Origin of the sequence: Plesiomonas sp. ZOR0011 (assembly GCF_000800945.1) — a bacterium.
Lineage (GTDB): Bacteria > Pseudomonadota > Gammaproteobacteria > Enterobacterales > CAMTGL01 > Plesiomonas > Plesiomonas shigelloides.
Window position 1 is genome coordinate 164,904 of sequence record NZ_JRKB01000012.1, and the last position, 12,033, is coordinate 176,936.

Sequence of the window (12,033 nt, forward strand, 5' to 3'; positions counted from 1 at the left end):
ATGGGAATCAAAGTGTATGCCCCGGCCTCGATTGGCAATGTGAGTGTCGGATTCGATGTGCTGGGCGCGGCGGTCAGTCCGGTGGACGGTACCTTGCTCGGGGATGTGGTCAGTGCCGAGGCTTGCAGCGAACCGTTTGAGCTGGCGTGTCGCGGGCGGTTTGTCGATAAATTGCCGGTCAATCCGCAGGAAAACATCGTTTATCAGTGTTGGGTGCTGTTCAGTGAGCGTCTGCGCTTACAAGGCGGCAAGGTCAAACCGGTGCGACTGGTTTTGGAAAAGAACATGCCGATTGGCTCGGGGCTAGGCTCTAGTGCCTGCTCGATTGTGGCGGCGCTGGTGGCGCTCAATGAATGGCATGACCGCCCGTTTGATGAGCATGCCATGCTGGCCATGATGGGCGAACTGGAAGGTCGCATCTCGGGCAGCGTGCACTACGATAACGTGGCACCATGCTATTTGGGCGGCTTGCAGCTGATGCTGGAAGAGATGGGGATCATCAGTCAGTCAGTGCCCTGTTTTGACGAGTGGTACTGGGTGATGGCCTATCCGGGCATCAAGGTATCGACTGCGGAAGCGCGCGCAATTTTACCGGCGCAATACCGTCGCCAAGACTGTATTGCTCATGGTCGCCATCTAGCTGGGTTTATCCATGCTTGTTACAGCCATCAGCCACGGCTGGCCGCGCAGATGATCAAAGACGTGATCGCCGAGCCGTATCGTGAGCGGCTATTGCCAGGCTTTGCCGAAGCGCGCCGTCAGGCGCGCGATTGCGGCGCGCTGGCGACCGGCATTTCTGGCTCTGGTCCAACCCTGTTCTCGGTGTGCGCCGATTACGCGGTGGCCAGCCGTGTCGCGCGCTGGTTAAGTGATAACTATCTGCAAAATGACGAAGGATTTGTCCATATCTGCCGCATGGATCGGGCAGGGGCACGCATACTGGGGTAACGCATGAAACTGTATAACATCAAGGACCACAACGAGCAGGTAAGCTTCGCACAGGCGGTGCGTCAGGGATTGGGTCGCCAGCAGGGGCTATTTTTCCCGTTTGATGTGCCGTTACTGGCCAACATCGATGAGCTGTTGGCATTGCCGTTTGTCGAGCGTAGTGCATGCATTTTAAGTCGCTTGATTGGCGATGAGCTGACGCCGGAGCAGGTGCAGCAGATGGTGGCGACGGCCTTTGATTTCCCGCTGCCGCTGCAGCAGGTGTCTGATTCGGTTTATGCGCTGGAGCTGTTCCATGGCCCGACGCTGGCATTTAAAGACTTCGGTGGCCGGTTTATGGCGCAAGTGTTGGCTGAAGTGGCGGGGGATGAAAAGATCACCATCCTGACTGCGACCTCAGGAGATACTGGCGCAGCGGTGGCGCATGCTTTTGCCGGCATCGAGCAGATCCAAGTGGTGATCTTGTATCCGCAAGGCAAGATCAGTCCGCTGCAGGAAAAACTGTTTTGTACACTGGGCGGCAATATTTCCACGTTGGCCGTGGATGGCGATTTTGATGCTTGCCAAGCCTTAGTGAAACAAGCATTTGATGATGAAACGCTGCGTCAGGCGATTGGCCTGAATTCGGCGAACTCGATCAACATTAGCCGCTTGCTGGCGCAAATCTGTTACTACTTCGAAGCGGTGGCGCAGTTGCCGCAGGCGGCGCGCAATCAGTTGGTGGTGGCGGTGCCAAGCGGTAACTTTGGTAACTTAACCGCCGGTTTGCTGGCTCAAGCGATGGGGCTGCCGGTAAAACGTTTTATTGCGGCCACCAATGCCAACGATACGGTGCCGCGTTATTTGGCTACCAAAGAGTGGGCACCGCGTGAGACGGTTGCCACGTTGTCTAACTCGATGGACGTGAGCCGGCCAAACAACTGGCCGCGCATTGAAGAGCTGTATCGCCGCAAAGAGTGTCAGATGCCGCTGTTGGCCTATGGCGCGGTTAGTGATGAGGCGGTCAGTGACACGCTGCGCACACTGGATGCGTTAGGTTATCTGTGCGAGCCGCACGGCGCCACTGCCTATCAAGTGCTGTCGGAGCAGTTGCGTCCGGGTGAAACTGGCGTCTTTTTGTGTACTGCGCATCCGGCTAAGTTTAAAGAGAGTGTCGAAGCTATCTTGGCGCGCGACATTGATCTGCCGCCAGCATTGGCCGAGCGCGCGCAATTGCCACTGCTGTCGCAAGCCATGCCTGCGGATTTTGCTGCATTAAAACAGTGGTTACAGCAGCATTTGCTGTAAGTGCTGGCTGTTAGCAGGGCATAAGCGTGCCGGGTAAAGCGCGTTTTTATTTTGCTATTGCGCTACGGCCTGAGCACTGCTGTCGCTATGAAGACCGTCTCCCTTGGGAGGCGGTTTTTTTATGGCGAAGCTTACTTTTGTTTTTTTGTTTTTTTGGCTTTTGGGGCGGGGGCTAAAAAGGTGCTGATATTTCAGCGTTGACGTTATGGGCAAGAATATCCTGCCGGTGCGCGCTAGCGTGCGGCGGTATTGGGTAGTGCGCTATCGGTGACTGATTTTCGGCTAGCGGGTGTTGCGCTCTTTTGTGGCGTGTTGGTTTTGGCCGCACTGGGCGCATTAGCGTTCAGCTCTTGATGCACTTTACGTACGCTTTTGACCCACGCATCGTGGTACAGCTGCGCCATTTTTTCGCTGGTTGCCGCGCTGCGCGCTTCGCTCAGGGTGGCAAATTCACCGGTGACCACCAAATACCAGTCTTGCCCGCTGCGCCAAGTGCGATACAGATAGAGCGGGCTTTTGATCCCCGGCTCTTGCAGTAAGGCTTGTGCGATCGGGTAGTTACGCGTGGCCAGCAGTTGGATGGTGTAATTGCTGTTATTCATGGCCCGTAATTTAGGCAGCGTTTGTTGCAGCAGTTCGGCCTTGTTCAGCGCTATGCCTAATTGCACTTCATGGTTGGCACTCGGCGCTTGGCGCTGGCGGTCTAGCTCGGTCGTGTCGGCTACGGCTAAGTCAGCCGTTTGCGCCGCGCGAGGGGATGTGTCTGGATTCGAGGCTTCAGCTTCAACATCAGTGGACGTAGGAAGCGTGGTTTGTGCTATTAGAGGCTGCAATTGCATGCCGGCTTGAAACAGTACCGGCGTTTCGGTGCGCCGATGTGCGGAAACCTGATAACGACCGATATTGCTCTGCGCTTTCATGCTATTGACCAATGATTTGGCCACCACTTCATCATTGATGCCATTAATCAGGAGTGAGTTACCATCAATCGGCATTTGAATAATGGGCGTTGCCAGCAGTTGGCCATCAATCAAAATCGCTAAATTGCCACGCACGTGTTCACTGGTTTGCTGCGAGAGAATCGCTTGCCCTTGCGGCGCGAGGTCAAGGCGCAGCGTCGGCCCGCTGCCATCCATCGAATAGATATAAAACACATCATCAATGTGCTGGCATTGCAGCAGTGTCGGCGAAAGGTATAACTGCTCGCCTTCGGGATTGCGATAGGTGAGGGCCTGCGCGCTGGCGGATGGGTACAGCAAATGCAGGGTCAGACGTGGGGTGCAGGTGGTCGGTTTGAGTGGTGCGGCGCAACCGGACAGGAGCAACAATAAACAACACACGCTGTACGTCAGATAACGGTACAGCGTGTGTGAGTTGAACGGGCATCCGTGCCGGTTACGCATGGTTTGCTTAACTGAGCATCAATTAGGCTTCAGCAGGCTTGTTGCTGGCTTCGGTTTCCGCTTCAAACCCAGTATCGACCAGCAGGCTGATGGCGCCATCACCGGTTACGTTACAGGCGGTACCGAAGCTGTCTTGTGCCAGATACAGGGCAATCATCAGCGCCAGTTGCGCTTCGGTAAAGCCCAGCATTGAACCCAGCAGCCCCAGTGCTGACATCACCGCGCCACCCGGAGCTCCTGGTGCAGCAATCATGGTGATCCCCAGCATCAGAATGAACGGCAACATGGTCATCAGGCTTGGGATATCCATGTGCTGTGCCAGATACATCACCGCAGTAGCACAGGTTACCAGTGTAATGGTGGAGCCTGACAGGTGGATGGTGGCGCACAGCGGGATGGTGAAGTTCGCCACGCCTTCGTTCACGCCCATCGCTTTGGTCTGACGCAGAGTGACCGGAATGGTGGCGGCAGAAGACATGGTACCGACCGCTGTGAAGTAAGCTGGCAGCATGGTGCGCAGCAGGAACAGTGGTGAACGACCAGAGATGATCCCCGCGCCGACATACAGCACGGTCAGCCACAGCCAATGCATCACGATGGCCAGTGCCAGCACGATCCCGAAGGTTTTCAGGGTGGTGAATACCGTGCCTTCGATGGTCATTTCGGCAAAGACCCCGGCAATGTAGAACGGCAGTACCGGAATGATCACTTTGGCCAGCAGACCGTCGATGATATCGCGGCCGCCATCACTGGCTTCTTTCAGGGTTTTATTCTGGGTCTTGCTGATACCGATCCCGAACAGGAAGGCGGTCGCCAGCGCGGTCATCACACCAAACAGTGGCGGGATCGACAGTTGAATAAACGGTGTCAGCTTATTGGCAACGGCTTCTGTGTTCACTGCGTTTTCGGCGAGCAATGGAATAACCTGACCGGCAATCAGGAATGCACAGGTACCCGCCACGATGGTCGAGGCATAAGCCAAGATCACGGTTTTACCCAGGATTTTACCTGAGTTACGCGGCAAGCTGGCGATCCCACTGGTGATGAAGAACAAAATAATCAGTGGAATGGTGAAGTTGATCAGTTCTCCGATCAATGACTTGGCAGTCAATAGTAGACGGATAACCCATTCGGGGGCGTAAAAGCCCAAGAGTAGCCCGGCCAGTATCCCGGCGATGAGCTTGGCGATAAGTTTCATGAGAAGAATCCTGTACTAAATTCTAATGGCTATATTTTTTATTGCTAACAGTTACGAACTGTGTAGCTGTATCAAACAAAATACCATAATGAATTAGAGATTTCTGTGACTAATTACGGGGAGTATCAGGAGACTTCATGTAAATGAAACAGGCGGTTAGAAACCGCCTGTTGGAGAGAAGCATCAGAGAGGATGAGAACATCCCGCGGGGATTTTTCCCGCAGCCAATTACAGGCTCTGAGTGAAAGTACGGGTGATAACGTCGCGCTGCTGCTCTGGAGTCAGAGAGTTAAAACGTACCGCGTAACCAGATACACGGATAGTCAGCTGCGGGTATTTTTCTGGATGATTAACCGCATCTTCCAGCGTTTCACGCTGCAGAACGTTAACGTTCAGGTGCTGACCGCCTTCCACACGTACAGTCGGTTGTACGTCCAGCGCTACTTCACGGTATTCGATTTCGCCCAGATCGTTAACTGGAACGATTTGATCTTCAGCGTATTCGCTCTTGGCGCATACACAACGCGCTTCACCGGTGGTGCTATCCAGCAACCAGAAAGAGTTCAGCAGTGCATCATTGGCAGCTTTGGTGATCTGAATCCCAGTAATCATAGCGATCTCCCGCAAGGTAATTATAGAAAGAGTTGATAGTTTACAACCTTTGTTGATGGTTATTGTGTGACCTTGTTTGATGTATGTCAATATCCTGATTCAAAGTAAGGTTTATTCAAATGTATAAAAATGATCTCGCGCACATCGTGAGATGCGCGCCGAAAGGTGAAAATTGATCTGGATTCGGTTTTATGGCTGGCGTTTTTCGATTTTGTCGAACTGCAGAACGTTTAAGAAGTCGTGTTGATACTGCTCTTCCAGTGAATGGCGCCAGTATTGATTGGAGAGTGGAAGCAGGAAAAAGTATTCGCGCGCGGTGTCAGTCACAAAGGCCATACCGAGCGGCATCAGCTCATGATGAATGTCGTGTACAAAGTCCACGCTGAATTTAGTCCGTCCGCTGAGTTGGCTGATGTCCTTACGAGTCAGGTAGACGCCTTGTTTATTGTTTTTAAAGCGCTCAAACAGCCAGTGAGCAAACTCTTTTGCGCTGATCATCGACATAAGTTGCCTCACGCACAGTCAGAGGAGTAGTGTTAACAGTTTAGCAACAAGCGCAGAACTGCGCCAAACCGCAGGCGCTAAAATGCGACCTTAGCGCAGATCTGGCGCAGATAGGTGCGTGCAAGGCTGGATAAGCCAGTAGCGAAGGGGGTAAGCTTACGCCTTGTTAACGATTATCTGAGTGGAGATGCACATGCCCGAGCTGAACTGGAGCGATGTGATTGGCGCTGAAAAGCAGCAACCCTATTTTCTGGACACCATGGCCTATGTAGCGGCTGAGCGCGCGGCGGGGAAAGAGATTTATCCGCCGGAGCACGATGTATTCAATGCCTTTCGCTACACCCCGTTTGAGCAGGTAAAAGTGGTGATCTTAGGGCAAGACCCGTATCACGGCCCCAATCAGGCGCATGGTTTGTGTTTTTCGGTGCAGCCAGGGGTGCCGGTGCCGCCTTCACTGGTCAATATGTACAAAGAGCTGGCGCAGGATATTGCGGGCTTTCAGATCCCGCAGCACGGTTACCTGAAAAGCTGGGCCGATCAGGGCGTGTTGCTGCTCAACACCGTGCTAACCGTGGAGCGTGGTCAAGCGCATTCGCATGCTAAGCTGGGCTGGGAAACCTTTACCGATCGCGTGATTGCCGCCGTCAACGAACATCGCCAAGGGGTGGTCTTCTTGCTGTGGGGCGCGCATGCCCAGAAAAAGGGCCGCATTATTGACCGTCAGCGTCACCATGTGCTGACGGCGCCGCATCCTTCGCCACTGTCGGCACACCGTGGTTTCTTGGGGTGTCGCCACTTTTCACAAACGAATCAGCTGTTAGCACAGCAAAATTTACCGGCCATTGACTGGCAACCGGTGCTCTAAATCGAGTTAGCTACGTGCTACAAGCGCGAGCCGTGTTGCATAGCTGAAACGCGTCACCTCAAGTGTGTGAGGTTGATTAAAAAAACAGCATTTATCCTCAGCAGTGTTGGCCGAGAGTGGTACAACAAGGAGTATTGGGGATAACACGCCAGTGAAGACCAGCGCCTGCGGGGATTGTCAGTACCGGTGGTCTGGGTCATCAAGCGCCGCCTTTCCATCGCGAAGGGAAGGGCGTTCTGTGTGATCCCAAGGACGATATCCACGGACAATATCCACGGACAAGGAGAAGATCATGCTGCTGACCCAGTTGACGCGTGAGCATACCAATATCAGCCGGTTACTGGCGGTTCTGGAAGAAGAGTTAGCCGGGCTAGAGCGTGGCGACGGGGTAAATTACCGTCTGCTGCGCGATGTGGCGGAGTACCTGATCCCACATGCCGAACAGCATCACCACTGCCTCGAAGATCAGATTTATACCTATTTCAGCACCCAGTATCCGGATGAGGCGGCGCAGATAGCGTCACTGGCACAGGCCCATGAAACGTTGTCGGCGGCGTGTCAGCAGTTTTATGCCCTGCTGCAGATGGTGATGGCGGACCAGATTATTCCAACCGCGCTGTTAACGGAAAAAGTACGCTATTTCATTGCATTGCAGCGTCAGCATATCGTGTTGGAAGAGCAACAGATCTTTCCTTTGCTGAAAACCACCTTGCAACCGGCGGACTGGCAGCAGTTGATGGGGCAATTACAGCCGTTAACTGCCGATCCGTTATTCGGCGATGCGATCACCGCTCAATATGTGCAGCTGGCGACCCGTTTACAAAGTGCGGTGAGCTAAGGCTTCGGCGGGTGGCCAAGACTTTGTGTTGATAAACGCTAAGAGATGCTGAGAAACGGCAGACCCGCCAGCGGCGGGTCTGAAAAGGGGCTTAGAAACGCAGGTCTTCCAGTGAGTAGTCGTTCAGAATATCGATGCTTTTCAGTTCGCGTTGCAGGCGGTACTTGTCTTTCAGTGCTTCGATTTCACGCCATTTCCTTTTCTTCTGCTGTTTCCCTCCACGTGAAGTTTTCTCACTCGTGTCAGTTTCGTCGAAGAAATACCCTTCCATGGTGTTACCTCGCTACGTGTTAGTGCTACGTGGTTAATCGGTTTTGGTAATAGCACAGCAAGGTTGAAAATAGAACAAGTTGGTGACGGTTTTGTTGTGTGGCGATGAATTATTTTCTGGGCTGTGATCGGCAACAAAAAAGGTGCGATATACGCACCTTTTTGCAGATAGTTGCACAGCAACTGGGCGATTACAGACGCGCTTCGATCATCTGCTCCAGTTTGCCTTGGTCGACGGCAAACTTACGGATACCGTCAGACAGTTTCTCGACAGCCATTGGATCTTGGTTGTGCTGCCAGTAGAACTCCGCTTCGGTCATGCGTGCAGGACGCGGCAGAACTTCACCGTGGTACGCCAGTTTCACCGGCAGTTCGCCTTCGGCTTCAGCCAGCTCTTGCAGCAGGTTCGGGCCGATAGTCAGGCGGTCGCAACCGGCCAGCTCGGTGATTTCACCGATATTACGGAAGCTCGCACCCATAACCACAGTGTGGTAGCCGTGCTGCTTGTAATAGTTGTAGATAGAAGTCACGGAGATAACACCCGGATCTTCATGCGGCGCAAAGCTCTTCTGTTCGGTGTTGGCTTTGTACCAGTCCATGATGCGGCCCACGAATGGGGAGATCAGGAACACACCGGCTTCCGCACAAGCGCGAGCTTGGGCGAAGGAGAACAGCAGGGTCAGGTTACAGTTGATCCCTTCTTGCTCTAAGATTTCCGCTGCGCGAATACCCTGCCAAGTCGAGGCCAGTTTAATCAGAATACGGTCATTGCTGATCCCGGCTTCGTTGTACAGACGGATCAGCTTGCGAGCTTTAGCCAGACTGGCTTCGGTGTCATAAGACAGGCGCGCATCCACTTCAGTGGATATGCGTCCTGGAACAATTTTCAGAATTTCCAGGCCGATGTTGACAGCCAGTTTGTCGGCGGCATCAACGATTTGCTGGGCTTTATCCTGACTCTGTGCCTTGGCATAACGAACGGCATCATCGATCAGCGGCGCGTACTCCGGGATCTGGGCGGCGTTGAGGATCAGTGACGGGTTAGTGGTGGCATCTTCCGGTTGGTAACGTTTGATGGCTTCGATGTCGCCAGTGTCCGCTACAACTGTGGTGAGTTTGCGTAGAGCAGAGAGTTTGTCAGCCATTTGTAGTTATCTCGACGTTGGTGTGCGTGGAAAAACCGGTTCTCGGATTATCCGGATAATTCAGTACACGGCTGCATAGCCAGTCGGTGTCAGGGCAGCAGACAATAGAAGAGGTGGCAGACCCAACCTCTGTGTTGCACTGGCATCAATTGCATATGCAGATCCTTCCTGGTTGGCTTGTGATAATAGCACGTGGGGGCATACCTGAGTAAGGGCAGAGGTTTTTGCGGAAACGGTTATCCGGTGTGATCTTTGTAACAATTTTCAGTGTATGCTATCTTATTTTTGCGCAATCGTTTGGTTAGCAATTGCAAATTGACCTTTTTATCTATACACCGTTACCCTGTTTTGGTTCTACGGCAGAACAATCTGCTCCGCAGCAGTGCCAACTGCAGTGACGGCAGCAGAAATAAGCTCTGAAGAAACGGAGCAACTATAATAATTTTAATATTAAATATCTGATTTCATAACTATTTTTCAGAGGGTTTGCTGTGAATGCCTTAATCTCGTTTGTTAACGATCTCCTATGGGGATCGGTGCTTATCTATTTCTTGTTGGGTGCTGGACTGTTTTTCACGCTGAGATTGGGTTTTCTGCAAATCCGTCATTTCGGTCATATGTTCTCTATCTTGCGTCGCAGCCGTCGTTCCGATGATTCCGGTATCTCCTCTTTCCAAGCTTTATGTACCAGTCTTGCCGCCCGTGTCGGGACCGGTAACCTGGCCGGTGTTGCCGTGGCGCTGACACTGGGTGGCCCGGGAGCCATTTTCTGGATGTGGGTGGTCGCTTTCATCGGTATGGCGACTGCGTTCGTCGAAAGTACGCTGGCACAGCTGTACAAGACCAAAGATGATCAGGGCAACTACCGTGGTGGTCCGGCGTATTACATGGAAAAGGGCCTTGGCATGCGTCGGATGGGGGTGTTGTTCTCCATCTTCTTGATCATCGCCTTCGGTCTGGTGTTTAACGCGGTTCAGTCCAACTCCATTGCGCAAGCGATGCATGTGGCCTTTGGTGTGCCGCAGCTGGGCGTGGGGATTGGTCTGGTGGTGCTGACCGCGGTGATCATCTTCGGTGGTGTGCGCACCATCGCCCGCGTGGCAGAGCTGATTGTGCCGGTGATGGCGCTGGTTTACCTGCTGCTGGCCTTGTATGTCGTGGGTATCAACATCAGCAAGCTGCCGGATGTGATTGCACTGATCGTGAAAAGTGCGTTCGGTTGGCAGGAAGCGGCGGCCGGTACCTTGGCGTACACCATTAGCCAAGCGATGATTAACGGCGTGAAACGCGGTCTGTTCTCTAACGAGGCCGGTATGGGGTCGGCGCCAAACGCTGCAGCGGCCGCTTCGCCGTATCCGCCACATCCAGCTTCACAAGGTTATGTGCAGATGCTGGGCGTGTTTATGGACACTATCGTTATCTGTACCGCCACCGCGGCAATTATCCTGACTTCCGGCACGCTGGAAACCGGTCAGGGCATGAGCGGCATCGACCTGACGCAACGTGCGCTGTCGACTGCGGTGGGTGATTGGGGCGCAATCTTCATCGCAGTAGCGGTGTTCTTCTTCGCCTTTACCTCTATCATCGCCAACTATGCGTACGCAGAAACCAACTTGGTGTTCTTGGAGCATAACGGCAATAAGCGTCTGCTGATGTTCCGTGGCATGGTGCTGGGCATGGTGATTTTCGGCGCCGTGGCCGAGTTGCCGATTGTTTGGGCGATGGCGGATATCTCTATGGGCCTGATGGCGCTGACTAACCTGATTGCTATCTTGTTGCTGTCAGGTACCGCTATCAAGCTGGCCAAGGATTACAACGAACAGCTCGATTCTGGCAAATTGCCAGTATTCGATGTGCGTAAGTATCCTGAGCTGCACAGCCAGCTTGAGCCGGGTATTTGGGATGATCCAGACGCGCTGCGTAAAATGGCCGAATAACAGATTCAGCTATTGCAGCCATTGAAAAAGCCACGCGGGGAGTTCTTCAACCCCGCGTGGCTTTTTTGTTACAGTAACCTATCAGATTGGAGCGAGTGTTGAGGCTCGCCGCGGTAAGGCGCATCGAGTGGCCTGTCGCCCTATTTTGTCGCATGAGGATGAGCGCGCTATGTTGATTGTTATCTCGCCGGCCAAAACGCTGGATTACACCAGTCCGCTGGCTACCACCCGTTTTACCCAGCCAACGCTCTTGGCGCCGGCCGCTGAGCTGATTGACATCTGCCGTGCGCTGACTCCGGCGCAAATTGCTTCCTTGATGAGCATCAGTGACAAACTGGCTGGTCTGAATGCGGCCCGTTTTGCCGAATGGCAACCGCCGTTTAGCCTAGAGAATGCGCGGCAAGCGATTTTGGCCTTTAAAGGCGATGTGTATACCGGTTTGCAGGCCGAGCAATTCAGTGAAGCGGATTTTGATTTTGCCCAGCAGCACCTGCGTATGTTGTCCGGTCTGTATGGCGTATTGCGGCCGTTGGATTTGATGCAGCCGTATCGCTTAGAGATGGGGACCCGCTTGGCCAACCCAGCAGGTGCCGATCTGTACCGATTCTGGGGCGAGCAGATCACTGAGACGTTGAATCAGGCCTTGCAAGAGCAAGGCGATGCGGTGCTGATTAATCTGGCATCGGATGAGTATTTCAAAGCAGTGAAACCGGCCAAGTTGCGCGCGACGATTATCAAGCCGGTGTTTCAAGACCGCAAAAACGGTAAGTACAAAATCATCAGCTTCTACGCCAAAAAAGCGCGTGGCTTGATGAGTCGTTTTATCATCACCGAGCGTTTGACTGAGCCTGAGCAGCTTAAAGATTTTGATTATGAGGGCTATGCCTACTGCCCAGAGGCATCCACCGAATTGGAGTGGGTGTTCCGCCGCGATGCGGAGCTGTAAGTGATGGCGGTAGGATGGGGTTCACCCTAACAACGTTAATTCACGTAAGCTCTAATGCAAGCAAGCGCCAAATAGCACAC

12 protein-coding genes are annotated in these 12,033 nt (G+C 53.4%); 6 read left to right on the plus strand and 6 right to left on the minus strand.

Going from position 1 to position 12,033, the window contains the following annotated elements; all coding sequences use genetic code 11:
- Entirely contained in the window at window positions 1–948 is a 948-nt protein-coding gene (gene thrB / locus L975_RS01625; RefSeq protein WP_010864659.1) for a homoserine kinase, read from the plus strand.
- 3 nt (window positions 949–951) lie between these two features.
- Window positions 952–2,235: a threonine synthase gene (gene thrC, locus L975_RS01630; RefSeq protein WP_047706804.1), complete on the plus strand. Its 1,284-nt coding sequence runs from the start codon at window positions 952–954 to the stop codon at window positions 2,233–2,235.
- Between the two features lie 233 nt (window positions 2,236–2,468).
- Here the strand turns inward: thrC and L975_RS01635 are convergent, their stop codons facing one another.
- From L975_RS01635 to L975_RS01650, 4 genes are all read right to left on the minus strand, one after another.
- Entirely contained in the window at window positions 2,469–3,638 is a 1,170-nt protein-coding gene (locus tag L975_RS01635; protein ID WP_047706805.1) for an SPOR domain-containing protein, read from the minus strand.
- 22 nt (window positions 3,639–3,660) lie between these two features.
- A complete protein-coding gene (locus L975_RS01640; RefSeq protein ID WP_039045833.1) occupies window positions 3,661–4,836 on the minus strand; it encodes a dicarboxylate/amino acid:cation symporter in 1,176 nt (391 codons plus the stop codon).
- A 228-nt stretch (window positions 4,837–5,064) separates the two neighbouring features.
- The gene (gene grcA / locus L975_RS01645) at window positions 5,065–5,448 is read right to left on the minus strand and encodes an autonomous glycyl radical cofactor GrcA (RefSeq protein ID WP_010864655.1); all 384 of its coding nucleotides are present in this window, start codon (window positions 5,446–5,448) and stop codon (window positions 5,065–5,067) included.
- Between the two features lie 189 nt (window positions 5,449–5,637).
- Entirely contained in the window at window positions 5,638–5,952 is a 315-nt protein-coding gene (locus tag L975_RS01650; protein WP_010864654.1) for a hypothetical protein, read from the minus strand.
- 187 nt (window positions 5,953–6,139) lie between these two features.
- Here L975_RS01650 and ung point away from each other — a divergent pair, with 187 nt between their 5' ends.
- Window positions 6,140–6,817, plus strand: coding sequence for a uracil-DNA glycosylase (ung, locus tag L975_RS01655; RefSeq protein ID WP_047706807.1), 678 nt, complete (start codon window positions 6,140–6,142; stop codon window positions 6,815–6,817).
- Between the two features lie 292 nt (window positions 6,818–7,109).
- Window positions 7,110–7,655, plus strand: coding sequence for a hemerythrin domain-containing protein (locus L975_RS01660; protein WP_010864652.1), 546 nt, complete (start codon window positions 7,110–7,112; stop codon window positions 7,653–7,655).
- Between the two features lie 91 nt (window positions 7,656–7,746).
- Here L975_RS01660 and L975_RS01665 read toward each other — a convergent pair whose 3' ends face one another.
- Both L975_RS01665 and tal read right to left on the minus strand, forming a co-directional pair.
- Window positions 7,747–7,926, minus strand: a complete 180-nt coding sequence (locus tag L975_RS01665; protein WP_010864651.1) for a DUF3545 family protein — start codon at window positions 7,924–7,926, stop codon at window positions 7,747–7,749.
- A gap of 190 nt (window positions 7,927–8,116) precedes the next feature.
- The gene (tal, locus tag L975_RS01670; RefSeq protein WP_010864650.1) at window positions 8,117–9,070 is read right to left on the minus strand and encodes a transaldolase; all 954 of its coding nucleotides are present in this window, start codon (window positions 9,068–9,070) and stop codon (window positions 8,117–8,119) included.
- A 491-nt stretch (window positions 9,071–9,561) separates the two neighbouring features.
- Between tal and L975_RS01675 the strand changes: the two genes are divergently transcribed.
- Together L975_RS01675 and yaaA are read left to right on the plus strand one after the other, a co-directional pair.
- Window positions 9,562–11,007, plus strand: coding sequence for a sodium:alanine symporter family protein (locus L975_RS01675; RefSeq protein WP_036770007.1), 1,446 nt, complete (start codon window positions 9,562–9,564; stop codon window positions 11,005–11,007).
- Between the two features lie 169 nt (window positions 11,008–11,176).
- Window positions 11,177–11,953 carry a peroxide stress protein YaaA gene (yaaA, locus tag L975_RS01680; RefSeq protein ID WP_047706809.1) on the plus strand — a complete coding sequence of 259 codons (777 nt, stop codon included), beginning with the start codon at window positions 11,177–11,179 and terminating at the stop codon, window positions 11,951–11,953.
- The last annotated feature ends 80 nt before the right edge of the window (window positions 11,954–12,033 follow it).

Bases quoted from the DNA above. Each gene is read 5' to 3' on its own strand.
- thrB (WP_010864659.1), top strand. From the start codon at position 1: ATGGGAATCAAAGTGTATGCCCCGGCCTCGATTGGCAATGTGAGTGTC.
- thrC (WP_047706804.1), top strand. From the start codon at position 952: ATGAAACTGTATAACATCAAGGACCACAACGAGCAGGTAAGCTTCGCA.
- L975_RS01635 (WP_047706805.1), bottom strand. From the start codon at position 3,638: ATGCGTAACCGGCACGGATGCCCGTTCAACTCACACACGCTGTACCGT.
- L975_RS01640 (WP_039045833.1), bottom strand. From the start codon at position 4,836: ATGAAACTTATCGCCAAGCTCATCGCCGGGATACTGGCCGGGCTACTC.
- grcA (WP_010864655.1), bottom strand. From the start codon at position 5,448: ATGATTACTGGGATTCAGATCACCAAAGCTGCCAATGATGCACTGCTG.
- L975_RS01650 (WP_010864654.1), bottom strand. From the start codon at position 5,952: ATGTCGATGATCAGCGCAAAAGAGTTTGCTCACTGGCTGTTTGAGCGC.
- ung (WP_047706807.1), top strand. From the start codon at position 6,140: ATGCACATGCCCGAGCTGAACTGGAGCGATGTGATTGGCGCTGAAAAG.
- L975_RS01660 (WP_010864652.1), top strand. From the start codon at position 7,110: ATGCTGCTGACCCAGTTGACGCGTGAGCATACCAATATCAGCCGGTTA.
- L975_RS01665 (WP_010864651.1), bottom strand. From the start codon at position 7,926: ATGGAAGGGTATTTCTTCGACGAAACTGACACGAGTGAGAAAACTTCA.
- tal (WP_010864650.1), bottom strand. From the start codon at position 9,070: ATGGCTGACAAACTCTCTGCTCTACGCAAACTCACCACAGTTGTAGCG.
- yaaA (WP_047706809.1), top strand. From the start codon at position 11,177: ATGTTGATTGTTATCTCGCCGGCCAAAACGCTGGATTACACCAGTCCG.